The sequence below is a fragment of the Streptomyces aurantiacus genome, assembly GCF_027107535.1.
In the GTDB taxonomy this organism is placed as follows: domain Bacteria; phylum Actinomycetota; class Actinomycetes; order Streptomycetales; family Streptomycetaceae; genus Streptomyces.
Map to the genome: position 1 here is coordinate 1,495,195 of NZ_CP114283.1, position 24,438 is coordinate 1,519,632.

Genomic DNA, 24,438 nt, shown 5'->3' on the forward strand with positions numbered 1-24,438 from the left:
CGACCATGTCGATCGACGTCAACAACGAGTCCGGAACCGAGGTCGACGAGCAGGCGATCCTCGACATCGCCCGCTACGCGCTCGCGCGGATGCGCATCCACCCGCTCTCCGAGCTCTCGGTGATCGTCGTGGACGCCGCAGCCATGGAGCAGCTGCACATCCAGTGGATGGACCTGCCGGGCCCGACGGACGTCATGTCGTTCCCGATGGACGAGCTGCGGCCGCCGACGAAGGACGACGACGAGCCGCCGCAGGGCCTGCTCGGCGACATCGTGCTCTGCCCGGAGGTCGCCGAGCGGCAGGGCCGGGAGGCCCCGACGCAGCACTCCATGGACGAGGAGCTCCACCTCCTCACCGTCCACGGGGTGCTGCACCTGCTCGGTTACGACCACGAGGTGCCGGACGAGAAGGCCGAGATGTTCGGTCTGCAGGCGGCCATCGTGGACGGCTGGCGTGCGGAGAAGGGCCTGACCGGCCCGTCCCCGGCTCCGACCGTCTCATGAGCCCCCAACTCGTTCTGGGCGCCATCGCCCTGGTCGTGATCGCCTGGCTCGCCGCCTGCGCGGAGGCCGGTCTCGCCCGCGTCTCCAGCTTCCGGGCCGAGGAGGCGGTACGGTCCGGCCGCCGCGGCAGCGCCAAGCTCGCCCAGGTCGCCGCCGACCCGACCCGCTACCTGAACGTGGCACTGCTGGTGCGCGTCACCTGCGAGATGGCCGCCGCCGCACTCGTCACGTACGCCTGCCTGCGGGAGTTCGCCGAGACCTGGGAGGCGCTGGCCGTCGCCATCGGGGTGATGGTCCTCGTCTCGTACGTCGCGGTCGGGGTCTCGCCCCGCACCATCGGCCGCCAGCACCCGCTGAACACGGCCACGGCCGCCGCCTACGTGCTGCTGCCGCTGGCCCGGATCATGGGCCCCGTCCCGCCCCTGCTCATCCTCATCGGCAACGCCCTCACGCCCGGCAAGGGCTTCCGGCGCGGCCCGTTCGCCTCCGAGGCCGAGCTGCGGGCGATGGTCGACCTCGCCGAGAAGGAGTCGCTCATCGAGGACGAGGAGCGCCGGATGGTGCACTCCGTCTTCGAGTTGGGCGACACGCTGGTCCGGGAGGTCATGGTCCCGCGTACGGACCTGGTGGTCATCGAGCGCCACAAGACCATCCGGCAGGCGCTGACGCTGGCCCTGCGGTCCGGTTTCTCGCGCGTCCCCGTCACCGGGGAGAGCGAGGACGACGTCGTCGGGATCGTGTACCTGAAGGACCTGGCCCGCAAGACCCACATCAGCCGGGACGCGGAGAGCGAGCTGGTGTCCACGGCGATGCGGCCCGCCGCGTTCGTCCCGGACACGAAGAACGCCGGTGACCTGCTGCGCGAGATGCAGCAGGACCGCAACCACGTCGCCGTCGTCATCGACGAGTACGGCGGCACGGCGGGCATCGTCACCATCGAGGACATCCTCGAGGAGATCGTCGGCGAGATCACCGACGAGTACGACCGGGAGCTGCCGCCGGTGGAGGACCTCGGCGACGACCGCTACCGGGTGACGGCGCGGCTCGACATCGGGGACCTCGGAGAGCTGTACGGCTTCGAGGCGTACGACGACGAGGACGTCGAGACGGTGGGCGGACTGCTCGCGAAGGCGCTGGGGCGTGTGCCCATCGCCGGGGCCTCCTCGGTGGTCGAGCTTCCCGACGGGCGTGAACTGCGGCTGACGGCCGAGGCCTCGGCCGGCCGCCGGAACAAGATCGTCACGGTGCTGGTCGAGCCCGTCGGCCCGGCCGGTTCCGCGGAGGAGGAGAAACCGGAATGACCCCGCGGGAGCTGCGGACGCTCTGCCTCTCCTTGAACGCGGCCGTCGAGGACTTCCCCTTCACCCCGCAGACCTCGGTCTTCAAGGTGCTGGGGAAGATGTTCGCGCTCAGTGCCCTGGACGCCCGCCCGCTGACGGTCAACCTGAAGTGCGACCCTGAGGACGCGGTGCGGCTGCGCGCCGAGTACGAGGGTCTGATCGCCCCCGGCTACCACATGAACAAGCGGCACTGGAACACGGTCACGGTCGACGGCGGCCTCCCGGACCGTGTCGTCCGGGAGCTCGTCGAGGACTCGTACGACCTGGTGGTGGCCGGTCTGCCGAGGGCCGAGCGGCTGCGCCTGGACCGCCCCTGAGCCGGTCTGCCGACCGGTCGCCGCGATGGGGCTGTCCGGGACGGGGCGCGACGGGGCGGCCTTCGCGCCGGGACCCGGGCGGCCGGGTCGCTGTCCGCGCGGCGGTACCCGACGCGGCACGGGTGCGGGCCGCGTCGTGTACCGCCGCGCGCGGTCCGGGTGGGGCTTCGTATGCTCTGGGCATGACCGACAGCACCGCGCTCGATCCCGAGGACCGCAAGATCGTCACCCTGGCCCGTGCCGCCCGGGCCCGCAACGGAGTGCCCGAGGGAGCGGCCGTACGCGACGACAACGGCCGTACCTACGTGGCGGGCACCGTCGCCCTGCCGTCGCTGCGGCTCAGCGCGCTGCGGACCGCGGTGGCCATGGCCGTGGCGTCCGGGGCGAAGTCGCTGGAGGCCGCGGCGGTGGTGAGCGAGGGGGAGTCCCTGGGGGACGGTGACCTCGCGGCCGTGCGGGACCTCGGCGGGGCGGGGACGCCTGTGCTGGTCGCGGGAGTGGACGGGGAAGTGCGCGAGCGGCTGACCGCGGGCTGAGGCCCCGGCGGTCCCGGACCCGCCGGCGCCTTGAGGAGCGGGGGCGCGGGCGGATCCCGAGAGGACCCGGAAGGCACGGGAACGACGGGAAGGGCAGGGGCGGCGGGGGCGGGAACGCGAGCCGTCGGCGTCGGCCCCGTCACGACCCACCGGAAGAATCACTACCGCTTCTCTTGCAATCCCGGGCCGCTCGCGTCTCAATGGACGACAGCTCTTCCGACGGACCGTCAGATTCGTGAGCCACAGCGTGCCGCACACCGCTCGTGGCGAGTCGTCCGTGCGTCAAGAAATCCCGCACCAGCGCCGGCAGGCGTGCCCGTCGGCTGTCCCCACCTGGCAATTCCCGTACAAGGGAAGGGAACCCCCATGAGATGTAACCGACTCGGAATCGGCGCGGCGTTAGCCGCAGGCACCCTCGCCGCAGGCCTGGCGCTCGCGCCGGGCGCCGCGGCCGTCGTCCCCCAGTCCGCCACCATCATCGCCGACTGCGGCACCTACGGCGGCGGTGAAGCCACCCTCACGGCCACCCAGAACGGCACCCAGGCCACCATCACCCTCAGCTCCTCCGAGATCACCTCCCCGCTCGCCCTCGCCCAGGACTCGATCGCGTCCACGCTCACGCTGTCCAAGGCGAGCGGTGGCACGACAGCCTTCACGGGCACCAAGAACCCGGCGATGGCCGCGGGTGACGGTGTCTCGGTCGGCCCGCTGACCGGCACTGTCGCAGCCGGCGACAGCCTTGATGCCTTCGGTGGTTCCCTGAAGATGGTGATCTTCGGGTTCATCACCGTGACCTGCACGGCGGAGGGGCCGCAGTCGCCGGGCCCGTTCGTGTTCGAGTGAGCGCAGTGACGTAATTTCCCCCCACGAACAGAGCCGAGCACGGACCGGTGCCGCCCGCGCGCAGCGGCACCGGTCCGTGTGCTGTCGCCTCCCGTAACTGCCGCACAGGGATGGGAAGTTGACAGAAACTGATGGGCCATCAGTTGGCGCGTAATGGTTCCATTGACTTTTCACACAACCCGCACATCAATGACCTCCTGGCGGCGCAGAAGAACGCGGAAGAGCCGCTGCGCCCACATCCTCAGGAGGGGCACACATGGGTTCAGGAACCCGAAGACGCCATCGCTGGGCGGCACTTCTCGGAGCGACCGCACTCTCGGTCACCGCGGGAGGCGCACTCGCCTGCCCCGCGAGCGCGGAACCCCAGCAGGTCGACTTCGCCACGCACTGCGTACCGCCGCCCATCGCGGGCATCCCCCCGATCGACGGCACCACCACGGCCAGGATCACGGTGGACAACGCCGCGCCCAAGGTCGGCGACACCGTCACCGTCACGTACACGGTGGTCAAGCCGGCGGCGAGCAACCCGGTCGACATCGCCCTGCCCGCCGACATCATGACGCCCACCGGCAAGGTCACCCTCGGTGGCGTGCAGACCGGTGCCGTCACGGTCACGGGCCCGAAGAAGAACGACCCGGTACCAGGGAAGGGGGCCTTCCCGTCGTTCTCGATGACCGGCACCTTCACGGTCACCACACCCGGCGCGATCACCCTTTCGCCCGGCGACTACAACATCCACACCAGCTACCTCCTGGAGCTGGACACCCCGTGCACGGTCACCAGCCCGCCCGCCCCGGTCTCCGAGACGGTCACCGCGACGGACGGCGGACAGACCAACAACCGTGCCATCAGCCTCGGTTCGGCCTCCGGCAAGCCCGGTGACAGCGTGACCGTCACCGGAACGAACTTCGCACCCGGCGCCACCGTCACCCTCGCGGGGCGGGCCGGGGCCGCGCAGACGGCGGACAAGGCCGGCGCCACCGCGAACGCCCAGGGCGCCTTCAGCGGCACCCTGGCCGTCAGCGACAAGGCGACCACCGGAGTCGTGGCGTACGAGGGGAGTGCCTGGAGCGACGACAAGGGGGCGGGTCCCGCCGCCTATGTCGTCATCGACGACACGCCTCTCCCCGAAGGCAGCCAGAAACTCAACTCCTCGGTCAAAGCAGGGACGTTGTCCATGACCCAGGCCGGTGACACCGTCGAACTCGCGGCGGTCGACTACGGCAAGGGCGGGTTCTCCCGCGGCTCCCTGCAGACGGTGACCGTCAAGGACTTCCGCGGCGGACCCGCGGGCTGGTCCCTGACCGGCAAGGTCACCGACTTCACCGGTCCCGGCGGCGCGAAGATCGACGCGGGCAAGCTCGGCTGGACCCCGGTCTGCGGCACCAAGGCCGGCAGCCCGAGCACCTGCCGGCCCGGCTCGCCCGGTGCGGTCGGCAGCGCGGGAGCGACTCTGGCGTCCGCTCCCAACGGGACGCTCACCGGTGGTGAGTTCACCGTCGACGCCCGGCTCTCGCTGAACGTCCCGGCGTTCACCCCGCCCGGTTCCTACTCCGGCGTGCTGACGCTGACGCTCACCTGATCTCTCGTCAGCAGGCACTTTCCATCGGTGGGCAGGGCGCGCACCCGCCCGCCCACCTCGTCCGTCCGACTCGCCATCGGGGGTCCGCACCCATGCGCAAGCCGTTCCTCTTCCTCCTGCTGCTGTTCCTCGCCCTGGCCGGGGCACCCGCGCACGCCGCCGACAACGGCAGCTGGTCCGTCTTCCCCGTGTCGTCGGAACTCGCCTCGCGGCCCTACTTCCATCTCTCCGCCGACCCGGGCGCGACCCTCCAGGACAAGGTCACCGTCGCCAACAAGACCGGTCGGCCCCTGACGTTCCGCCTCTACGCGGCCGACGCCTACAACACCGCGCGGGACGGCGGGTTCGCCGTCCGCACCTCGAAGGAGAAACAGCGGGGCGTGGGCGCCTGGGCGAAGCCCGCCAAGGACCGGGTCGAGGTGTCCGCGCACGGCAAGGTCACCGTGCCGTTCACGATCCGGGTGCCCGAGACGGCCGAACCGGGCGATCACCCCGGTGCACTGGTCGCCCTGGACGAGCGGATCGACCCGGGAGAGGGCGCGGTCGAGGTCGGTGTGCAGCGGGCCGTCGGCGCCCGGATCTACCTGCGGGTGGGCGGGCCGACCGTACCGGCCGTCGCCGTGGAGAAGGTCCGCATCAGCCACCACCAGCCCCTGGTCCCGGGCATCGGCGACAGCACGGCCACTGTCTCGTACACGCTCCGCAACACCGGCAACGTCACCCTCGATCCCGAGGTGCGGCTGAGGGCGGAAGGGCTCTTCGGCCGTGAGCTGCTCTCCCGGGACCTGGCCAAGGTCCCCTCGGAGCTGCTTCCCGGGCAGACGGTACGGCTCACCGAGCCCTGGCACGGCGCCCCCCAACTCGACTGGGGCGACGTGACGTTGACGGTCAGCGCACGCGACACCCGCGAGTCGTCGAGCACCTCGTTCTTCGCACTGCCGTGGCTCATGGCGGTGGTGCTGGGAGCGGGAATCGCGGCCGCGGTGGTCGTGACCCGCGTCAGAGGGCGTCGGGACCGCGCTCACCCGTCCGTACCCGAACCACCGTCTCCACCGGCACGGCCCACACCTTTCCGTCGCCGATCTTCCCCGTCTGCGCGGCCTTCACGATCGCCTCGATGACGGGTTCGGCGTCCGCGTCCTCGACGACCACCTCGATACGGACCTTCGGGACGAGGTCGACGCGGTACTCGGCACCTCGGTACACCTCCGTGTGGCCGCGCTGGCGCCCGTACCCGCTGGCCTCCGTGACGGTCAGGCCGTGCACGCCGATCTCCTGCAGGGCGGTCTTGACCTCGTCGAGGCGGTGCGGCTTGATGACCGCGGTGATGAGCTTCATTCCTGGGGCTTGACCTTCTGTGCGGTGGGGACGACGGAAGAAAGGGAAGAAGAAGCGGAGACCGGGGCGCCGTGGCCCAGGACCCCGTGATCGTAAGCGGTCTCGGCGTGCACCGTAAGGTCCAGGCCGGTCTGCTCCTGCTCCTCGTCCGCCCGGAATCCCATGACCTTGTCGATCAGCCTGGCGACCCCGTACGTGACGGTGTAGGCGTACAGGCCGACGGCCACGACCGCGACCAGCTGCCTGCCGAGCTGACCGAAGCCGCCGCCGTACAGGAGACCCTCGGCCCCGCCGGTCATGGCCTCGGTGGCGAAGACGCCGATGAGGACGGTGCCGATGACACCGCCGACCAGGTGGACGCCGACGACGTCCAGCGAGTCGTCGTAGTTCAGCCGGAACTTCCAGCCCACGGCGTACGAGCAGACGACACCGGCGGCGAGACCGACGACCAGCGCGCCCGGGAGGGAGACCGACCCGCAGGAGGGGGTGATGGCGACCAGGCCCGCGACCACTCCGGACGCCGCGCCCAGCGTGGTGGGGTGGCCGTCGCGCCGCTGCTCCACGAAGAGCCAGCCGAGGAGACCGGTGCATCCCGCGGCGAGGGTGTTGAGGAAGACGGCGGCCGCGAGACCGTTCGCGCCGAGTGCCGAGCCCGCGTTGAAGCCGAACCAGCCGAACCACAGCAGACCCGCGCCCAGCATCACCATCGGCAGGTTGTGCGGGCGCATCGCGTCCTTCCGGAAACCGAGCCGCGGGCCCAGGACCAGGCACAGCGCGAGCCCGGACGCCCCCGAGGTGATCTCGACCGGCAGGCCGCCCGCGAAGTCCAGGGCGCCCAGATCCTCCAGGATCCAGCCGCCCGGGCCCCACACCCAGTGGGCGATCGGAACGTATACGAGCAGGACCCACAGCGGGACGAAGACCAGCCAGGCGCCGAACCTCGCGCGGTCCGCGACCGCCCCGCTGATCAGCGCCGCCGTGATGATCGCGAAGGTGAGCTGGAAGGTGGCGAAGAGCAGGGTCGGGATCGTGCCCTGCACGCTGTCCGGCCCGAGGCCCGCCATGCCCGCGTGCTTCAGCCCGCCGATGAGTCCGCCGCCGGCGTCGTCGCCGAACGCGAGCGAGTAGCCGGCGGCCAGCCACACGACCGTGACCAGGGCGATCGACACGAAACTCATCATCAGCATGTTGAGGACGCTCTTCGTGCGGACCATGCCGCCGTAGAACAGGGCGAGGCCCGGAGTCATCAGCAGGACGAGCGCGGTGGCTGCGAGCAGCCAGGCGGTGTCGCCGGTGTCTATGGACGCGGCGGTCAGAGTCACGGTCTCTCCAACGGGGTGGGGGGCTCGGGAGAGCGTCACCGGTACGCGTTTCCGGTCGCGTACAGCTGTGTTTCCGTGACGTTTCGTGTTGCGCGGGGGTTTCCGGAAGCTCACCGGGGGTGGATCGCTGGCGGACGCCGGAATCCTGGTACGGCAGGTGCCCGACGATCAGGGACAATGGGCGCCATGAGCGTTCGTACCCAGTCATCCGAGCCGCCGGAATCCTCGGGGGCACCCCACCGCGCCGGCTTCGCCTGCTTCGTGGGCCGCCCCAACGCGGGCAAGTCCACCCTCACGAATGCTCTGGTCGGCCAGAAGGTGGCGATCACCGCGAACCAGCCGCAGACCACGCGGCACACGGTACGCGGCATCGTGCACCGGCCCGACGCGCAGCTGATCCTGGTGGACACCCCCGGGCTGCACAAGCCGCGCACGCTGCTGGGCGAGAGGCTCAACGACGTCGTGCGCGCGACGTGGGCCGAGGTCGACGTGATCGGCTTCTGCCTGCCGGCGAACGAGAAGCTCGGTCCCGGTGACCGCTTCATCGCGAAGGAGCTTGCGTCCATCAAGAGGACGCCGAAGATCGCGATCGTCACGAAGACCGACCTCGTGGACAGCAAGACGCTCGCCGAGCAGCTCATCGCCATCGACCAGCTCGGCAAGGAGCTCGGGTTCGAGTGGGCCGAGATCGTGCCCGTGTCCGCCGTCGGGGACAAGCAGGTGGATCTGCTCGCGGACCTGCTGGTGCCGTTGATCCCCGAGGGGCCGGCGCTCTACCCCGAGGGCGACCTCACGGACGAGCCCGAGCAGGTCATGGTGGCCGAGCTGATCCGCGAGGCCGCGCTGGAGGGAGTGCGGGACGAGCTGCCGCACTCCATCGCCGTCGTCGTGGAGGAGATGCTGCCGCGCGAGGACCGGCCCGCGGACAAGCCGCTCCTCGACATCCACGCCTTCGTCTACATCGAGCGGCCCAGCCAGAAGGGCATCGTCATCGGGCCCAAGGGCAAGCGGTTGAAGGAGGTCGGGATCAAGTCGCGCAAGCAGATCGAGGCGTTGCTGGGGACCCCGGTCTTCCTGGACCTCCATGTGAAGGTGGCGAAGGACTGGCAGCGGGATCCGCGCCAGCTGCGCAAGCTCGGCTTCTGACGGCCTTTCTCCTGTCCCGCGCCCCCGAGGGGGCGCGGGAAACAGCGCGGAGGTGTGTCACCGCTGGGCTCGGACCACGTCCCGCAGCCAGCCGTACGACGCCTTCGGGGTCCGCTCCAGCGTCTCGAAGTCGACGTGCACCAGACCGAAGCGGCGCGCGTACCCCTCGGCCCACTCGAAGTTGTCGAGGAGCGACCACACGAAGTATCCGCGGACGTCCACGCCCTGCTCCGACGCCCGGTGCAGCGCCCGCAGATGACCGTCCAGGTACGTGATCCGGTCCTGGTCGTCGAGGCCCTCGTACGAGCATCCGTTCTCCGTGATGACGACGGGCGGGAGCCGGTCGCCGTACCGCCCGCGGAAGTCCACCAGCAGTTCCGTGAGGGCCTCCGGGACCACCGGCCAGCCGAAGTCCGTCACCGGATAGCCCTCGATCTCCCTTACCGAGAAGGGGAGTTCGGCGGGCATCGTCAGTCCGCCGAACTCGATCTCCGAGCCCTGCGGCGCGCCCACCCTCGTCGGCGCGTAGTAGTTGATCCCGTACCAGTCGACCGGCTCCCCGATGATCTTCAGGTCCGACGCGACGTCCTCGGGGTCGCCGGGCATCAACTCGGCGACGCCTTCCGGGTACTGCCCGAGCAGCACCGGGTCCGCGAACAGCCGGTTGAGGAGCAGGTCGTAGAAGCCGGCCGCCTCCAGGTCCGCCGGCTCCTGGGACGCGGGCCAGGTCGGGCCGTGCGAGTTGGCGATGCCGATGTCAAAGGCTCCGGCGGCGCGCAGGGCCTGCACGGCCAGCCCGTGGCCCAGCAGCTGGTGGTGGGCCGCCGGGAGCGAGTCGAACAGGAGCTGCCTGCCGGGCGCGTGGGCGCCGAGCGCGTGGCCCAGCAGGGTGTGTTCGGCGGGCTCGTTGAGAGTGATCCACTTGGTGATCCGGTCCCCGAGGCGGGCCGCCACCCGGGAGGCGTACTCGGCGAACCGCCCGGCCGTGTCCCGCTCCAGCCAGTCCAGCGACACGGGCAGATCCCAGTGGAAGAGGGTCGGCACGGGGCGTACGCCCGCCGCGCACAGCTCGTCGACCAGCCGGTCGTAGAAGTCCAGGCCGCCGGGGGAGTTCACCCTCGGCCAGGAGACCGAGAAGCGGTACGCGTCGACGCCGAGGTCGCGCAGCAGCGCCACGTCCTCGGGATAGCGGTGGTAGTGGTCGCAGGCCACCGCCGCCGTCGAGCCGTCCTTCACCCGGCCCGGCTCGGCCGTGAAGGTGTCCCACACGGAGGGTTCGCGCAGGTCGGCCGCGCCCTCGATCTGGTGGGCCGAGGTGGAGACCCCCCAGAGGAAGCCGGCCGGGAACTGGGGTATCGGGTCGGTCGCGTTCGTCGCCATGCGCGCGATCATCTGTACCGTCGGTAACGGAAGTCAACGGGGTGGGGTGAACTGGCTGGTGGGGCCTGTGGTGCGTGGGGGCGGCCGCGTCTCAGCAACCCTCCTTCAGCACTCGGGAGATCAGCGTGCGCTGCTCCTCCGTCAGGCGCGGATCCGCGCAGTACACCGTCTTCCCGTCCACCGTGATCCGGTAGGCGAAGCCGTCCGGGACGCCGACGGGGGGCGTGCCCCGGCCCGAGGCGATCACCCGCCCGGCCAGGGCGTGCCACTCCTGGGCGTCGGCGCGCCCCGAGGTGTCCACCTCGGCGTGCCGCTCGATGCCCGCGAATCCACCCGTGCGCCTCACCTGAATACGCATGGGGTCCTGTCTAGTACGAAACGGCGGGCCGGGCCACGATCACAGGGTCCGTACCCCGACCTGTTCCCACGCCTTCGTCACGGCCTGCAGCTCGTCGCCCTCGCCGTAGGAGGCGCGCGCCTTCGCCACGGTCAGCGTCGCGAAGTCGGTGAAGCCCGCCTGCGAGCCCAGCTCGCCGCCGGTCAGCACGTCGTACCAGACCTGCCCGGCCCGCTCCCAGGCGTGCCCGCCGAGCGCGTTCGCGGCCAGGTAGAAGGCGTGGTTGGGGATGCCGGAGTTGATGTGGACGCCGCCGTTGTCACGGCTGGTGTGGACATAGGTGTCCATCGTGGCGGGCTGCGGGTCCTTGCCGAGCACGTCGTCGTCGTACGCCGTGCCGGGGGCCTTCATGGAGCGCAGGGCCGTGCCCGTGACGCGCGGGGCGAGCAGTCCGGCGCCGATCAGCCAGTCGGCCTCGGCGGCGGTCTGGCCGAGCGTGTACTGCTTGATGAGCGAGCCGAAGACGTCGGAGAAGTGCTCGTTGAGCGCGCCGGACTGGCCGAAGTACGTGAGGTTCGCGGTGTACTGCGTGACACCGTGCGCGAGTTCGTGGCCGATGACGTCGACCGGGATCGTGAAGTCGAGGAAGATCTCGCCGTCACCGTCGCCGAAGACCATCTGCTCGCCGTTCCAGAAGGCGTTGTTGTAGTCCTCGTCGAAGTGCACCGTCGCGTTCAGCGGCAGCCCCTCGCCGTTGATCGAGTTCCGCCGGTACGCGTTCAGGAACAGGTCGAAGGTCGCGCCCAGGCCCGCGTACGCGCGGTTGACGGTGGCGTCCTTGCCGGGCTTGTCGCCCTCGCCGCGCACCTTCCTGCCCGGCAGGTCCTGCTTGTGCCTGGCGTCGTGGATCGTGCGGTTCGGCCTGTCCGCGGCGGCGCCCTTCGGCGGGGCCAGGCCGGGTGCGCCGATGACCGTGGTCAGCCTGCGGTGGGTGCGCTCGAGGGCGTCGCGCTCCAGGGTGCGGCGCGCCTTGCCCGCGAGGGCGGAGTCCTCGGCCTGGGCCAGTGTGTCGAGGACGTGTGGTGGGACGATCGTGCAGAAGACGGGCTCGAAGCCCCCGTTTGTCGTCATGTCCGGCACCATTGCACTGCGTGACCCGACTGTCACCAGGGGCAACCATGATTGGTGAAATGCGGGGATAAGAGGGGCTGCGGGGTGGACGCTGTGTTACGGGCGGGCGACCGGTCGTGGCTGATCGCGAGGGTTCTTGCGCCTGCGCGGGGGGTCGTCATAGGTGCGAGTGTGACGTTCTGCACCTTTTGTGCCGCAGGTCCCTGGCGTCCCGCATACTGATACGACCCCTCACACAGGGCGTGGCTCGGATAGGCTGCCGTGCATCATGCGTTTCGGGCTGCTTCTCCTTAGCTGCCGCGGCGAGGGCCTGTAGTCGAGGCCGACCCCCTCCCCGCGGAGTTCGGCGTTGCGCCGTCGGCCGTCCCTCGGAGTCTCTCCGAGGATCAAGCGGACCAAGAGGAGCCCCTCGCATCATGGCGAACCGCCAGCAGTCCACCTCCATGCCGATCCACAAGTACCGCCCGTACGACCAGGTCGACATCGCCGACCGTACGTGGCCGGACAACCGGATCACCGTCGCCCCCCGCTGGCTCTCCACCGACCTGCGTGACGGCAACCAGGCCCTGATCGACCCCATGTCGCCCGCGCGCAAGCGTGAGATGTTCGACCTGCTGGTCAAGATGGGCTACAAGGAGATCGAGGTCGGCTTCCCGGCCTCCGGCCAGACCGACTTCGACTTCGTGCGCTCGATCGTCGAGGAAGAGGGCGCGATCCCGGACGACGTCACGATCTCCGTACTGACCCAGGCCCGCGAGGACCTGATCGAGCGGACCGTCGAGTCGCTGAAGGGCGCCAAGCGCGCCACCGTCCACCTCTACAACGCCACCGCGCCCGTCTTCCGCCGGGTCGTCTTCCGCGGCTCCAAGGACGACATCAAGCAGATCGCCGTCGACGGCACGCGACTGGTGATGGAGTACGCCGAGAAGCTGCTGGGCCCCGAGACGGTCTTCGGCTACCAGTACAGCCCCGAGATCTTCACCGACACCGAGCTGGACTTCGCCCTGGAGGTCTGCGAGGCCGTCATGGACGTCTGGCAGCCCGGCCCGGACCGCGAGATCATCCTCAACCTGCCCGCCACCGTGGAGCGTTCGACCCCCTCCACGCACGCGGACCGCTTCGAGTGGATGTCCCGCAACCTGTCCCGCCGCGAGTACGTCTGCCTGTCCGTCCACCCGCACAACGACCGCGGTACGGCCGTCGCGGCCGCCGAGCTGGCGCTGATGGCCGGCGCCGACCGCATCGAGGGCTGCCTGTTCGGCCAGGGCGAGCGCACCGGCAACGTCGACCTGGTCACCCTGGGAATGAACCTGTTCTCGCAGGGCGTCGACCCGCAGATCGACTTCTCGAACATCGACGACGTCCGGCGCACCGCCGAGTACTGCAACCAGATGGAGGTCCACGCACGCCACCCGTACGTCGGCGACCTCGTCTACACCTCCTTCTCCGGCTCCCACCAGGACGCCATCAAGAAGGGCTTCGACGCCATGGAGGCCGACGCGGCCACCCAGGGCGTCACGGTCGACGACATCGAGTGGGCCGTCCCGTACCTGCCGATCGACCCCAAGGACGTCGGCCGCTCGTACGAGGCCGTCATCCGGGTCAACTCGCAGTCCGGCAAGGGCGGTATCGCGTACGTCCTGAAGAACGACCACAGCCTCGACCTGCCGCGCCGGATGCAGATCGAGTTCTCGAAGATCATCCAGGCGAAGACCGACGCCGAGGGCGGTGAGGTCACCGGGAAGGACATCTGGGCGGCCTTCCAGGACGAGTACCTGCCCAACCCCCGCAACCCGTGGGGCCGTGTCCAGGTCCGCAACGGCCAGTCCATGACGGACAAGGACGGTGTGGACACGCTCACCGTCGAGGCCGAGGTCGACGGAACCGAGACCACCCTGGTGGGTACCGGCAACGGTCCGATCTCCGCGTTCTTCCACGCCCTGCAGGGCATCGGGGTCGACGCCCGCCTGCTGGACTACCAGGAGCACACGATGAGCGAGGGCGCCTCCGCGGTGGCCGCCTCGTACATCGAGGTCGCGATCGACGACAAGGTGCTGTGGGGAATCGGCATCGACGCGAATACGACACGCGCCTCACTGAAGGCCGTCGTCTCCGCCGTCAACCGCGCGACGCGATAAGGCCGTTCACCTGCGTTTCTCCGGTCCCGTCCGCCTCACAGGCGGGCGGGACCGCGGCGTTTATCCGGCCATGTCGCCGAGCGGCCTCGCCCGGGGTACTGACTCCGCATCAACAATGTGGCTAACATCACGCCAACGCGGCGATGTTGCCGCGGCATTACGGAGGTGCGAACGTGCTGCCAGGATGGGGACGAAACGGCCGGTTTGTCCGCGCCGGCACCATGGGCGTTTCTCGCATCCTCGGAACCAGGACGGCGTGGACCACCGTCGGCGACGGCGAGTTCTTCTGCCCGGGCTGCGGGGGAGACCGCAACTACCAGCGCCTCACCGGCCGCCGCCGCTTCACCTGCCTCGGCGTCCCGGTCCTCCCGCGCGGCGAGACGGGCCCCGTCGTCGAGTGCGCGGCCTGCGGCAACCACTACAGCGCGGACGTCCTCGACCACCCGACCACGACCCGCTTCTCGGCGATGCTGCGTGACGCCGTCCACACCGTCGCCCTCGCCGTCCTCGCCGCCGGCGGCACCTGCGCCCGTACGTCGCTGGAGACCGCCGCGAGCGCCGTCCGCTCGGCCGGCTTCGACGACTGCACCGAGGAACAGCTCGCCGCCCTCGTCGAGGCCCTCGCCGCCGACACCGGCCGTCTCTTCGGCGAACCCTGCGGGCCGGGGCTGGCCATAGAGCTTCACGAGGCGCTGGACCCGCTGGCCCCGCACCTCGCCCCCACCGGCCGCGAGGCCATCCTTCTGCAGGGCGCCCGCATCGCCCTGGCCGACGGCCCGTACACACCGGCCGAGCGCGAGACCCTGACGACGGTGGGCGCCGCGCTGACGATCTGTGCGGATGATGTGACCCGGTTGCTCACGGCGGCGCGGACGCCGTCGTGAACCGGGCGGGTCCCCGGCGGCCGCCGCCTTGGCCCGGCCCGGCGCGGTCCTGCCCGCCCCGGTCCTGCCCTTCCGGCGGGGAGTGATTCCTGCAGCGGGTCCGCTGTGGCTGGTCGCGCAGTTCCCCGCGCCCCTTATGGGGCGCGGTGGTTACTCCCGGGGGAGTAATCCGTCCGCGCTGTCGCCCCTGGCAGTACGTCGTACCTCGCTCTCCTGCCTGACGTAAGCCGTGCTCTCCACCGGAAATCTGGAGACCGAAGCAGACGTCAGCCGGAAGGAGAGCCGTCACATGGGGGACGGGAAGACAACCACGACGAGGGCGGGGCGCAGGCGAGCCGTTCCGTGGGCGCTGCTCGGGCTGTGGGTGGCCGTGCTCGCCCTGGTCGGACCGTTCGCGGCGAAACTCGCCGACGTGCAGCACGACCGGGTCACCGACTACCTGCCGGCGAGTGCCGACTCGACCCAGGTGGCCAAGATCCAGGAGGAGTTGCCCGGGGGCGAGAGCACCGAGATGGTGATCGTGTACCACCGGGACGAAGGACTGGCCGCCGCCGACCGGGAGACCGCCGCCAGGCAGGTCGAGGAGATCGCCGGAAAGCACGAGCTGATCGGCGGCGCCCCCGAGGGCATCCCCTCCGACGACGGCACGACCCTGATGTACCCGGTCGTCAGCAACGAGCCCGGGACCGACGAGAAGCTGCGGGACGCCCTCGTCGGCGACGTACGGGACATCGCCCGGAGCCAGGACGGGCTGAGCGTGGAGGTGGGCGGCACGGGGGCACTGGCCACCGACGCGGGGAAGGTCTACGACTCACTCGGCGGGCCGCTCCTCTACACCACCGTCGCCGTCGTCGCCCTCCTGCTGATCCTGATCTACCGCAGCCCGGTGCTGTGGCTCGTGCCGCTCGCCGTCGCCGGGATCGCCGACTATCTGTCGATGGGCGTCGCCTACGGCCTCAACCAGGCCTTCGGGACCACCGTCTCCGGCCAGAGCTCGGGCGTGATGACGATCCTCGTGTTCGGCGCGGGCACCGACTACGCGCTCCTGCTGGTCTCGCGCTACCGGGAGGAACTGCGGCGCATCGAGCGCCCGTACGAGGCCATGGCCGCCGCCCTGCGGGGCTGCGGGCCCGCCGTGCTCGCCTCCTCCGGCACCGTCGCCGCCGGGCTGCTGTGCCTGCTCGCAGCCGACCTCAACAGCAGCCGGGGCATGGGCCCGCTCGGCACGGTCGGGGTGCTCTGCGCCCTCGTCGCGATGCTGACACTGCTTCCCGCGCTCCTCGTCCTGCTGGGGCGGCGCGTGTTCTGGCCGCTCGTGCCCGCCTTCGGCAGCGAGCCCAAGGAGCGGCGGCGGAGCCTCTTCGCCGCCATGGGCAGCTCCGCCGGACGCAGGCCGCTGACCGTGCTCGCGACCGGAGCAGTCCTGCTCGGCGCCCTCGCCCTCGGCGCGCTCAACCTGCCCGGGCCGGTCAAGCAGGAGGACTCCTTCGTCGACAAGCCGGAGGCCGTCGCCGCCATGGAGACCCTCGCCGGGGCCTACCCCGGACGCGGCACCCAGCCCATCGACGTGATCACCCCGGAGAGCCGCGCCGACCGGACGCTCGCGGCGATCCGGGACACGCGCGGAGTCGAGAGCGCCGAGAGGGGCCGTACCGGGGACGGCTGGACGGAGATCTCCGTCATCGCGAAGGACGCGCCCCAGTCGGCGGGAGAGACCGCCACCATCAAGTCCCTGCGCGGTGAACTGAAGGGCTCCTACGTCGGCGGGGCCAGCGCCCAGCAGATCGACCTGGAGGACACCAACCGGCGGGACACGAAGATCGTCGTACCGCTCGTCCTCGTCTCCGTGCTGCTCATCCTGGCCGGACTGCTGCGCAGCCTCGTCGCGCCGCTCATCCTGGTGGCCGCCGTGGTCGCGGTCTGGGGCGCGGCCCTCGGCATCGGCGGGCTGGTCTTCGGGCCGGTCCTCGGCTTCGAGGGAACCGATCCGGGGCTCGGGCTGCTGTCCTTCGTGTTCCTCGTGGCCCTCGGCGTCGACTACGGCATCTTCCTCATGCACCGGATGCGGGAGGAGTCCCTGGCCGGAGCCGAACCGGCGGCCGCCGCGCTGACCGCCCTGCGGACCACCGGCGGTGTCATCGCCTCGGCAGGCCTCGTCCTCGCCGCGACCTTCGCCGTGCTGACGAACATGGGCCTCGTGCCACTCGTCGAACTCGGCTTCGTGATCGCCGTCGGCGTCCTCCTCGACACCTTCCTCGTACGGACGTACCTGGTGACCAGCGCCAGTGTCGCCCTGGGCCGGAAGATGTGGTGGCCGGGAAGCCTCTCCCGTGAACCGGCGCCGGCCGAACCACCACGGCGGCCGGAGCGGGTCGGAGCGCCCTGACCCGACCGACGGATTCGACCGGGCGCCTCTCCTGCCGGAGAGGCGCCCCCGTACCGGAAGATGGAGCCGTGCTGGAACGGGGAGCGACCACAGCCGTACGCGACGGGACGGCCACGGACATGGGCGACAGGCCGGTGACGGCCGTACGCGACAGGGCGGGGGCGGCCATGCGGGACAGGGCGGTGACGGCCGGCGGCGGCACACGGTCCCGCCGGATCGAGCGCGTCATGGCGGTCGTCAACCGCGATCCGCTCACCGCGCCGCACCGCACCCGCAACGACGCGTTCATCGCCTGCGGCGTCGCCGTGCTCGCCGTCGCCCTCGCGCTGCTCGTCGACGACGGACGCCCGCTCGGCCCGCTCGGCTGGGCCCTGCTGTTCGGCGCGCACGTGCCGCTCGTGTGGCGGCGCAGCCGTCCGGTGCTCGTCATGCTCGCGGTGGTGGCCTGCGTCGCCCCGTACCACGGCCTCGACTACAACCACGCAGCGCCGACCCCGGCGGCCTACTTCGCGCTCTACACCGTCGCCGCCACCGGCCGTCCGTTGCGCACCGTCCTGGTGGGTGTCGGCGTCATCGGCGTGTCCGTGAGCGTGATGCTCAGCGTCAGCGCGAAGGAGGCCCTCCAACTGCTGGAGATCTCCGGCTGGGTCGTCGCGATGCTCTTCTTCGGTGTCGACGCCCGTTTCTACCGCCAGTACGTCGCCTCGATCGTCGAACGTGCCGAACGCGCCGAACGCACCCGTGAGGAGGAGGCCCGGCGCCGCGTCGCGGAGGAGCGGCTGCGGATCGCACGCGACCTGCACGACCTGCTCGCGCACAGCATCACGCTCATCGGCGTGCAGACGTCCGTGGCGGCCCACGTCCTCACCGCCGATCCGGACCGGCTCGACCGGAAGGCCGTCGCGCAGGCCCTGGACGACATCGCGGGGACCTGCCGGACGGCCCGGGGGGAGTTGCGTACGACGCTGGAGGTGCTGCGGGCGAACGAGGTGAGCGTGAGCGTCGGCGGGGAGCCCATGGACGGCTCCGGCTCCGGCTCCGGTTCCGGGTTCGCGGACGGGCGCGGGCCGCTGCCCGGGCTCGACGGGCTGCCCGGTCTCGCGCAGACGGCCAGGGCCGCCGGGGCCGACGTCGAACTGTCCGTCCACGCGGACGGCGTACCGCCCTCCGTGGGCGCCGCCGCCTACCGGATCGTGCAGGAGGCGCTCACCAACGCCGTACGGCACGGCGGCCGCGACGACCTCACCGTCCGGGTGGGTCTGCGGACGGCGGAGCGAACCCTGCGGGTGAGCGTCACGGACGACGGGGCGGGGTGCGGGCCGGAGGCCGTCGACGACACCTCGGGGTTCGGGCTCGTCGGGATGCGCGAGCGGGCCCGTAGCGTGGGCGGCACACTGGACGCCGGACCGGGCCCCGCCGGAGGCTTCGAGGTGACCGCCGCGCTGCCGCTGCCCAGGGAGGAGCACCGATGACGATCCGCGTCCTGCTCGCCGACGACCAGACACTCGTACGGGCCTCGTTCGCGATGCTCGTCTCCTCGGCCGGGGACATGGAGGTCGTCGCCGAGGCGGGCACCGGGCGGGAGGCGGTGGAGCTCGCCCGTTCCGCGCGGGCCGACCTCGTCGTGATGGACGTCCGCATGCCCGACCTGGACGGGATCGAGGCGACCCGGCTCATCGCCGCCGAGGAGGACCTCGCCGGTGTGAAGGTGCTCGTCCTGACGACGTACGACACCGACGAGCACATCGTCGAGGCGCTGCGGGCCGGGGCGTCCGGCTTCCTCGTGAAGGACATCCGGCCGGCCGAACTCCTCGACGCCATAAGGACCGTGGCGGCGGGGGAGTCCCTGCTCTCGCCCGGTCCCACCTCACGGCTCATCGCCCGCTTCCTGCGCGCGCCCGACACCGTGACGTCCGCGGTGGGCGGGCCGGACGGGCTGTCCGAGCGGGAGCGGCAGGTGCTCACGCTGGTCGCGCGCGGGCTCAACAACACCGAGATCGCCGACGCGTTGGGGCTCAGCCCGCTCACCGCGAAGACACACGTCAGCCGGATCATGGGGAAGCTGGGAGCACGCGACCGGGCGCAACTGGTGATCGTGGCCTACGAATCGGGACTCGTGACACCCGGAGCGGTCTGAGCCCTCCCTTCAGGCATCCGTCCGCACCCCTTCGCCGGACGCCGCTCAGGGCAGGAGGAGGCGGAGGGCGGCGGGGGCGTGACAACTCCTACAGCAACCCCGCCCCCGCCAGGAACTTCCCCACCACGGCGGTCTCCTCCGCCGACAGCGGGATCTGCGGCTCGGCGGTGGCCGGGCACGCGATGACACCCCGCAGATGCAGTGCCGCCTTGAAGGCCCCGAGCGCCGACGAACCAGCCCCCATCCGGCCCGCCTCCCCTGCCCGCACCATCCCGAACAGGGTGCACAGGCGCTCCTGTTCGGCCCGCGCCCGCTCCCAGTCGCCCGCGCGGCACAGACGGGTCAGGCGCACGTACCCGTGGGGGTCCACGTTCGCGAGCCCGGGCACGGCCCCGTCCGCCCCCATGGCCAAGGCGGTGTCGACGACCAGCTCGGACCCGGTCAGCACACTGAAGCCGGTCACGGCGGGGTGTGCCCGGGCGCCGGTCACGACTTCCCGGAAGGCGCCCTGGTCCCCGCTGGAGTCCTTCAGCCCGGCCAGTACGCCCTCCGCGGCGAGCTCCAGCACCAGGTCCGCGCCCAGTTTGGTGTGGACGGCGACCGGGATGTCGTACGCGAGGACCGGCACCGGCGAGCGGGACGCGACGAGGCGGTAGTGGCGGGCGGTCTCCGCCGGATGCGTGCGCGTGTAGAAGGGCGCCGTGACGACCACGGCGTCGGCGCCCGACTCCGTGACGGACCGGACGTGGTCGAGCACGCGGGGGGTCGTCATGTCGATGGCGCCGGCGAGGACGGGCAGCCCGCCCGAGACATGGCCGGCCACCGTCTCGACGACCAGCTTGCGTTGACGGTCCGTCAGGAAAGCGGCCTCCGAGGACGATCCGAGGACGAACAGGCCGTCCACCCCGGCCTCCACCAGGTGGTCGACCAGCCTGGTCAGCGAGGGGACGTCCACCTCGCCGTCCGGTGTCAGGGGCGTGCAGACGGGCGGAACGACACCGGTCAACGGGGCGGGCAAGGTCATCTGGGCTCCCTGGGGACATCGGCCATGGCGGTGGCTTCCGGTACGGCGGCGACGGCCTGTGCGACGAGATCATGTGTCGACCGGCCGTCCTCCACAGGATGGTGGCACCTGAAGCGGTGTCCGGCCCCCGACGCTCCGGTGGTCCGGAAGTCCGGCATGGTGTCCGCACACGCCTGGTCCGCCTTCCAGCACCGGGTCCGGAAGGGGCAGCCGCTCGGCGGACGGGTCGCCGACGGCACGGGGCCCACCAGGGGGATCGGGTCGACGGGATCCAGCAGCCCGGGCGTCGCCGAGAAGAGGGCGCGCGTGTACGGGTGCCGGGACCGGTCCGTCACCTCGCCGGCCGGGGACTCCTCGACGATCCGGCCGAGGTACATCGTGACGACGCGGTCGCTCATCCTGCGCACGGTCTGGATGTCGTGGGAGACGAACACCAGGGCCAGACCCAGCCGCTCCCTCAGGTCCAGCAGGAGGTTGAGGATCTGGGCCCGGACCGACACGTCCAGCGCGCTCGTCGGTTCGTCGGCGACCACCAGGTCCGGGTCGAGGGCCAGCGCCCGCGCGATGGCGACCCGCTGCCGCTGCCCGCCGGACAACTGCCCGGGGAGACCGTCCGCCAGCGCTCCGGGCAGTCCGACCAGGGACATCAACTCCCGCACCCGCTCGTTCCGTTGAGGGACCGTGCCCCGCCTGTGCACGTCGAGGGGGTCGCGCAGGATCTGCCGGACCGTCAGCCGGCGGTTCAGGGCCGTGGACGGGTCCTGGAAGATCATGCCGATGCCCGCGCCCACCGCTGTCCGGCGCTCGGCCGGAGCCATCGTCCACAGGTCACGGCCGCGGAGCGACACCGTCCCCGACGTCGGCCGCTGCACCCCCACCAGGACCTTGGCGAGTGTCGACTTGCCGCAGCCCGACTCGCCGACGACACCCACCGTCTCACCGGGCGCGACGGTGAGATCGGCGCCGGTCAGGGCGTACACACGGTCCCGTGCGAACAGGCCGCCGCTGCGCGCCTTGTGGACGACATGCGCGCCGGACAACTCCACGAGGGGACTGGCTGGTCGGCTCACTTCACGGCCTCGCTTCCGTCGGCCCGGCCGGGGCCGGCTCGATCGCCGGGTGGTGGCAGGCGACCTCGTGACGGCGGGGCGGACCCACCAGCCGCGGAGCCGTCTCGTGGCAGACGTCCGTCGCCATCGGGCAGCGGCCGGCGAACCGGCAGCCCGCCGGGAAGTCGGCGGGGGAGGGCACGACCCCCTTGATCTGTGTCATCCGCTCGGCCGCCGACTCCAACGACAGGACGCTGCCGAGGAGTCCGCGCGTGTAGTGGTGGGACGGCGACTCCACCAGGTCCGCCGTGACGCCCGACTCCACGATCTGGCCGCCGTACATCACCACGACCCGGTCGGTGACGTCCGCGACGAGCGCCAGGTCGTGCGAGACGAGGACGAGGGCGAAGTCCAGCTCGGCGCGCAGCCGCAGCAGCAGCGCCATGATCTGCGCCTGCACGGTGACGTCGAGGGCCGTCGTCGGCTCGTCGGCGACGATCAGGCGGGGGCTTCGGGAGAGCGCCATCGCGATCAGTACGCGCTGGCGCTGGCCGCCGGACAGCTCGTGCGGGTAGCTGCGCAGGGTTCGTTCCGGGTCCAGGCCGACCAGTTCGAGGAGTTCGGCGCCGCCGCGGGTGCCGCCCCTGCGGACCACCTGCTTGAGCTGGGCGCGGACGGTCATCGCCGGGTTGAGGGAGGAGAGGGCGTCCTGGTAGATCATCGCCATCTCGTGGCCGAGGAGCCGGCGCCGCACGCTCATCGGCTCGCCCACCAACTGCCGCTGGTCGAAGCGGACATGACCGCGCACCCGGGCGCCCTTCGGCTCCAGGCCCATCACCGCGAGGGCCGTCAGCGACTTGCCGCAGCCCGACTCGCCCACCAGGCCCAGGACTTCACCGGGCCGTACGTCGAAGCTGATGCCGTCCACGATGTCCACGCCCCCGTGGCGGCCGTCGAAGCCGATGGCCAGGTTCTCGACGCTCAACACCGGTCGGCCTTCGCCGAGAGGGCGGGCCCGGGCGCGCAGTCGCCGGGCCGCCTCCGCGAGGCCCGGCAGCTCCAGGACCTCCCCGCTGCCCGGCTCGGGCGCCTCCAGACGGTCCTCCTCGCGCCCCGTCACGTCCCGTGCCGCGGGCGCCGCCCACGCGTCCGAGACGCCCTCGGAGAGGATGTTCAGGGCCAGCACGGTGACCAGCATCAGCAGGCCCGGGAACACGGTCGCCCACCAGCCGCCGGTGAGCACCATGTTCTTGCCGTCCGCGATGACACTGCCCCAGGACGGGTCCGGGGGCCGCACGCCCGCGCCGATGAAGGACAGCGACGCCTCGAAGACGATCGCCTCGGCGACCTGCACGGTGCAGAACACCAGGACCGGGGCGGCACAGTTGACGGCCACGTGCTTCAGCACGATGTGCGGGGTCCGCGCCCCCATGACCCGCTCGGCGGTCACGTAGTCCTCGCCGTACTGGGCCATCACGTTGGCCCGTACGACCCGCGCCATCGGCGGCATGTAGAGGAACGCGATCGCGCCGATGAGGATCGGGATGCCACCGCCGAACACCGCGACGAAGACGGCCGCGAGCGCGATGCCGGGGAAGGCCATGACGATGTCGAGGCAGCGCATCAGCGTCTCGTCGACCGCCTTGCGCGAGGTCGCCGCCACCGCGCCGACGACGGCGCCCACGACCAGTGCGAGCGCGGTCGCGCCGAGGCCGATCGCCAGGGACCAGCGCGCCCCGTACATCAGCCGGCTGAGGATGTCGCGGCCCAGGCTGTCCTGGCCCATCCAGTGCCGGCCCGACGGCGCGCCCTCACCGCGGCCGTCGCCGACCAGGGGGAACTGTTCGAGCGGGTCGTGCGGGGCGACGAGGGGCGCCAGCAGGGCCGTGAGGACGACGATCCCGATGACGACGACGGCGATCCGCGAGATCAGCGGAAGCCGCGTGAAGCCCCTGAGACGGATGCCGGGCAGGGAAAGCGCGTCGGTGAGCCGCTTCCGGTACATCAGCATCATGCCTCGGCACTCCTCAGACGCGGGTTGACCAGCAGGTAGAGGATGTCGATGGCCAGGTTCACGACGACGAACCCGAAGGCGATGGTGAGGACGCCGCCCTGCACGACGGCGGGATCACCGTTCTTCACGGCGTCGATCATGAGTTTCCCCATCCCCGGCAGGTTGAAGATCGTCTCGATGACGACCGCGCCGCCGAGCAGATAGCCGACGCGCAGGCCCAGTACGGTCAGCGGGTTCATCAGGGCGTTGCGCAGCACGTTCCGCCCGACGACGACCACCGGGGGCAGCCCGCTGCCGATCGCCGTCCGTACGTAGTCCCTGTCCAGCTCCTCGACCACGGCGGTGCGGACGATCCGGGTGAGCTGGGCGGCGACCGGCAGCGCCAGCGCCAGCGCGGGCAGCGTCATGGTCTTCAGCCAGCCGGTGAACGAGTCGGCCGGGTTGACGTATCCGCTGGTCGGGAACCACCCCAGGTCCACGGCGAGGTACTGGATCATCAGCAGCGCCAGCCAGAAGCCCGGCGCCGCGACACCGGTCAGCGAGACGACCCGGATGAGCTGGTCGGGGAGGCGGTCCCGGTGGATCGCGGCGGTGACCCCGCCGACCAGGGACAGCACCACCGCGATGCCCAGGCCCAGGAAGGTCAGCTGCATGGTGAGCGGCAGGGCCGTGGTCACCTGGTCGACGACCGGGGACCGCGTCAGCGCGCTGACGCCCATGTCACCGCGGAGCAGGTCCCCGACGAAGTCGAAGTACCGCACCGGGAAGGGATCGAGCAGTCCGTTGCGCTCCCGGAAGTCGTGCAGCTGCTGCTCGGTCGGGTTCGCGCCCTGGAAGTAGGCGGACGCCGGATCACTGTCCGAGAACCGCATCACGACGAACACGAACAGAATGATCCCGAGCATCAACGGAACAAGCAGGAGAATTCGCCGAATCAGAATCCTGACGACCGCGACCACTGGATGGTGTCCCCTCGCTGGTACGGGCCGCCCCCGGCCGTTCGGGCCGGTCCACGACCGGTCCTTCGAAGG

21 protein-coding genes and 1 pseudogene are annotated in these 24,438 nt (G+C 71.1%); 13 read left to right on the forward strand and 9 right to left on the reverse strand.

Annotation, left to right across the window (positions count from 1 at the left end; genetic code table 11):
• The first annotated feature begins 5 nt into the window (after window positions 1–5).
• The 7 genes and pseudogenes from ybeY to O1Q96_RS08315 all read left to right on the forward strand — a co-directional run.
• Window positions 6–503: an rRNA maturation RNase YbeY gene (gene ybeY / locus O1Q96_RS08285; RefSeq protein ID WP_269247530.1), complete on the forward strand. Its 498-nt coding sequence runs from the start codon at window positions 6–8 to the stop codon at window positions 501–503.
• The gene (locus O1Q96_RS08290) at window positions 500–1,804 is read left to right on the forward strand and encodes a hemolysin family protein (RefSeq protein WP_269247531.1); all 1,305 of its coding nucleotides are present in this window, start codon (window positions 500–502) and stop codon (window positions 1,802–1,804) included. Before ybeY ends, O1Q96_RS08290 begins: the two co-directional genes overlap by 4 nt.
• Entirely contained in the window at window positions 1,801–2,160 is a 360-nt protein-coding gene (locus O1Q96_RS08295; RefSeq protein WP_269247532.1) for an MmcQ/YjbR family DNA-binding protein, read from the forward strand. Before O1Q96_RS08290 ends, O1Q96_RS08295 begins: the two co-directional genes overlap by 4 nt.
• A gap of 182 nt (window positions 2,161–2,342) precedes the next feature.
• Window positions 2,343–2,696 carry a cytidine deaminase gene (locus O1Q96_RS08300; protein WP_269247533.1) on the forward strand — a complete coding sequence of 118 codons (354 nt, stop codon included), beginning with the start codon at window positions 2,343–2,345 and terminating at the stop codon, window positions 2,694–2,696.
• Window positions 2,697–3,062: 366 nt separating this feature from the next.
• Window positions 3,063–3,539 (forward strand): hypothetical protein, encoded by a 477-nt coding sequence (locus O1Q96_RS08305; protein WP_269247534.1) that lies wholly within the window; start codon window positions 3,063–3,065, stop codon window positions 3,537–3,539.
• 256 nt (window positions 3,540–3,795) lie between these two features.
• On the forward strand, window positions 3,796–5,121 hold the full coding sequence (locus O1Q96_RS08310; RefSeq protein ID WP_269247535.1) for a WxL domain-containing protein: 1,326 nt from the start codon (window positions 3,796–3,798) through the stop codon (window positions 5,119–5,121).
• A 92-nt stretch (window positions 5,122–5,213) separates the two neighbouring features.
• Window positions 5,214–6,224, forward strand: a pseudogene (locus O1Q96_RS08315) (DUF916 domain-containing protein); the annotation flags it as partial.
• Here the strand turns inward: O1Q96_RS08315 and O1Q96_RS08320 are convergent.
• Both O1Q96_RS08320 and O1Q96_RS08325 read right to left on the reverse strand, forming a co-directional pair.
• A complete protein-coding gene (locus O1Q96_RS08320) occupies window positions 6,121–6,459 on the reverse strand; it encodes a P-II family nitrogen regulator (RefSeq protein ID WP_269247536.1) in 339 nt (112 codons plus the stop codon). The pseudogene O1Q96_RS08315 and the gene O1Q96_RS08320 sit on opposite strands and share 104 nt — an antisense overlap.
• Window positions 6,456–7,781, reverse strand: coding sequence for an ammonium transporter (locus tag O1Q96_RS08325; RefSeq protein WP_269247537.1), 1,326 nt, complete (start codon window positions 7,779–7,781; stop codon window positions 6,456–6,458). Before O1Q96_RS08325 ends, O1Q96_RS08320 begins: the two co-directional genes overlap by 4 nt.
• A gap of 186 nt (window positions 7,782–7,967) precedes the next feature.
• Here O1Q96_RS08325 and era point away from each other — a divergent pair, with 186 nt between their 5' ends.
• A complete protein-coding gene (era, locus tag O1Q96_RS08330) occupies window positions 7,968–8,927 on the forward strand; it encodes a GTPase Era (RefSeq protein ID WP_269247538.1) in 960 nt (319 codons plus the stop codon).
• A gap of 57 nt (window positions 8,928–8,984) precedes the next feature.
• On the opposite strand, the gene O1Q96_RS08335 is transcribed toward era, so the two are convergent.
• The 3 genes from O1Q96_RS08335 to O1Q96_RS08345 all read right to left on the reverse strand — a co-directional run bounded on the left by O1Q96_RS08335 (window position 8,985) and on the right by O1Q96_RS08345 (window position 11,775).
• Window positions 8,985–10,319: a GH1 family beta-glucosidase gene (locus O1Q96_RS08335; protein ID WP_269247539.1), complete on the reverse strand. Its 1,335-nt coding sequence runs from the start codon at window positions 10,317–10,319 to the stop codon at window positions 8,985–8,987.
• Window positions 10,320–10,398: 79 nt separating this feature from the next.
• On the reverse strand, window positions 10,399–10,665 hold the full coding sequence (locus O1Q96_RS08340; protein WP_269247540.1) for a protealysin inhibitor emfourin: 267 nt from the start codon (window positions 10,663–10,665) through the stop codon (window positions 10,399–10,401).
• A gap of 39 nt (window positions 10,666–10,704) precedes the next feature.
• Entirely contained in the window at window positions 10,705–11,775 is a 1,071-nt protein-coding gene (locus O1Q96_RS08345; RefSeq protein WP_269247541.1) for a M4 family metallopeptidase, read from the reverse strand.
• 416 nt (window positions 11,776–12,191) lie between these two features.
• Between O1Q96_RS08345 and leuA the strand changes: the two genes are divergently transcribed.
• The 5 genes from leuA to O1Q96_RS08370 all read left to right on the forward strand — a co-directional run bounded on the left by leuA (window position 12,192) and on the right by O1Q96_RS08370 (window position 19,320).
• Entirely contained in the window at window positions 12,192–13,913 is a 1,722-nt protein-coding gene (gene leuA, locus O1Q96_RS08350; RefSeq protein WP_269247542.1) for a 2-isopropylmalate synthase, read from the forward strand.
• Window positions 13,914–14,086: 173 nt separating this feature from the next.
• A complete protein-coding gene (locus O1Q96_RS08355) occupies window positions 14,087–14,797 on the forward strand; it encodes a TerB family tellurite resistance protein (RefSeq protein ID WP_269247543.1) in 711 nt (236 codons plus the stop codon).
• A gap of 289 nt (window positions 14,798–15,086) precedes the next feature.
• Entirely contained in the window at window positions 15,087–17,183 is a 2,097-nt protein-coding gene (locus tag O1Q96_RS08360) for an MMPL family transporter (RefSeq protein WP_269247544.1), read from the forward strand.
• 167 nt (window positions 17,184–17,350) lie between these two features.
• On the forward strand, window positions 17,351–18,655 hold the full coding sequence (locus tag O1Q96_RS08365; RefSeq protein WP_269253531.1) for a sensor histidine kinase: 1,305 nt from the start codon (window positions 17,351–17,353) through the stop codon (window positions 18,653–18,655).
• Complete coding sequence (locus O1Q96_RS08370; protein ID WP_269247545.1) at window positions 18,652–19,320, forward strand: response regulator; 669 nt, start codon at window positions 18,652–18,654, stop codon at window positions 19,318–19,320. Before O1Q96_RS08365 ends, O1Q96_RS08370 begins: the two co-directional genes overlap by 4 nt.
• A gap of 88 nt (window positions 19,321–19,408) precedes the next feature.
• On the opposite strand, the gene O1Q96_RS08375 is transcribed toward O1Q96_RS08370, so the two are convergent.
• Genes O1Q96_RS08375 through O1Q96_RS08390 form a run of 4 tightly spaced genes read right to left on the reverse strand, consistent with a single transcriptional unit; the run spans window position 19,409 to window position 24,366 of the window.
• A complete protein-coding gene (locus O1Q96_RS08375; RefSeq protein WP_269247546.1) occupies window positions 19,409–20,344 on the reverse strand; it encodes a dihydrodipicolinate synthase family protein in 936 nt (311 codons plus the stop codon).
• Window positions 20,341–21,414: an oligopeptide/dipeptide ABC transporter ATP-binding protein gene (locus O1Q96_RS08380; protein WP_269247547.1), complete on the reverse strand. Its 1,074-nt coding sequence runs from the start codon at window positions 21,412–21,414 to the stop codon at window positions 20,341–20,343. Before O1Q96_RS08380 ends, O1Q96_RS08375 begins: the two co-directional genes overlap by 4 nt.
• Before the next feature lies 1 nt (window position 21,415).
• Window positions 21,416–23,404 carry a dipeptide/oligopeptide/nickel ABC transporter permease/ATP-binding protein gene (locus tag O1Q96_RS08385; RefSeq protein ID WP_419587042.1) on the reverse strand — a complete coding sequence of 663 codons (1,989 nt, stop codon included), beginning with the start codon at window positions 23,402–23,404 and terminating at the stop codon, window positions 21,416–21,418.
• Entirely contained in the window at window positions 23,404–24,366 is a 963-nt protein-coding gene (locus O1Q96_RS08390) for an ABC transporter permease (protein ID WP_269247549.1), read from the reverse strand. Before O1Q96_RS08390 ends, O1Q96_RS08385 begins: the two co-directional genes overlap by 1 nt.
• Window positions 24,367–24,438 lie beyond the last annotated feature (72 nt).

What these genes read in the sequence shown, in the direction of transcription:
- era (WP_269247538.1), top strand. Translation starts at nt 7,968, where the DNA reads ATGAGCGTTCGTACCCAGTCATCCGAGCCGCCGGAATCCTCGGGGGCA.
- O1Q96_RS08385 (WP_419587042.1), bottom strand. Translation starts at nt 23,404, where the DNA reads ATGCTGATGTACCGGAAGCGGCTCACCGACGCGCTTTCCCTGCCCGGC.
- O1Q96_RS08360 (WP_269247544.1), top strand. Translation starts at nt 15,087, where the DNA reads ATGGGGGACGGGAAGACAACCACGACGAGGGCGGGGCGCAGGCGAGCC.
- leuA (WP_269247542.1), top strand. Translation starts at nt 12,192, where the DNA reads ATGGCGAACCGCCAGCAGTCCACCTCCATGCCGATCCACAAGTACCGC.
- O1Q96_RS08295 (WP_269247532.1), top strand. Translation starts at nt 1,801, where the DNA reads ATGACCCCGCGGGAGCTGCGGACGCTCTGCCTCTCCTTGAACGCGGCC.
- O1Q96_RS08305 (WP_269247534.1), top strand. Translation starts at nt 3,063, where the DNA reads ATGAGATGTAACCGACTCGGAATCGGCGCGGCGTTAGCCGCAGGCACC.
- O1Q96_RS08290 (WP_269247531.1), top strand. Translation starts at nt 500, where the DNA reads ATGAGCCCCCAACTCGTTCTGGGCGCCATCGCCCTGGTCGTGATCGCC.
- O1Q96_RS08370 (WP_269247545.1), top strand. Translation starts at nt 18,652, where the DNA reads ATGACGATCCGCGTCCTGCTCGCCGACGACCAGACACTCGTACGGGCC.
- O1Q96_RS08310 (WP_269247535.1), top strand. Translation starts at nt 3,796, where the DNA reads ATGGGTTCAGGAACCCGAAGACGCCATCGCTGGGCGGCACTTCTCGGA.
- ybeY (WP_269247530.1), top strand. Translation starts at nt 6, where the DNA reads ATGTCGATCGACGTCAACAACGAGTCCGGAACCGAGGTCGACGAGCAG.
- O1Q96_RS08300 (WP_269247533.1), top strand. Translation starts at nt 2,343, where the DNA reads ATGACCGACAGCACCGCGCTCGATCCCGAGGACCGCAAGATCGTCACC.
- O1Q96_RS08365 (WP_269253531.1), top strand. Translation starts at nt 17,351, where the DNA reads ATGCGGGACAGGGCGGTGACGGCCGGCGGCGGCACACGGTCCCGCCGG.
- O1Q96_RS08345 (WP_269247541.1), bottom strand. Translation starts at nt 11,775, where the DNA reads ATGACGACAAACGGGGGCTTCGAGCCCGTCTTCTGCACGATCGTCCCA.
- O1Q96_RS08320 (WP_269247536.1), bottom strand. Translation starts at nt 6,459, where the DNA reads ATGAAGCTCATCACCGCGGTCATCAAGCCGCACCGCCTCGACGAGGTC.
- O1Q96_RS08340 (WP_269247540.1), bottom strand. Translation starts at nt 10,665, where the DNA reads ATGCGTATTCAGGTGAGGCGCACGGGTGGATTCGCGGGCATCGAGCGG.
- O1Q96_RS08335 (WP_269247539.1), bottom strand. Translation starts at nt 10,319, where the DNA reads ATGATCGCGCGCATGGCGACGAACGCGACCGACCCGATACCCCAGTTC.
- O1Q96_RS08375 (WP_269247546.1), bottom strand. Translation starts at nt 20,344, where the DNA reads ATGACCTTGCCCGCCCCGTTGACCGGTGTCGTTCCGCCCGTCTGCACG.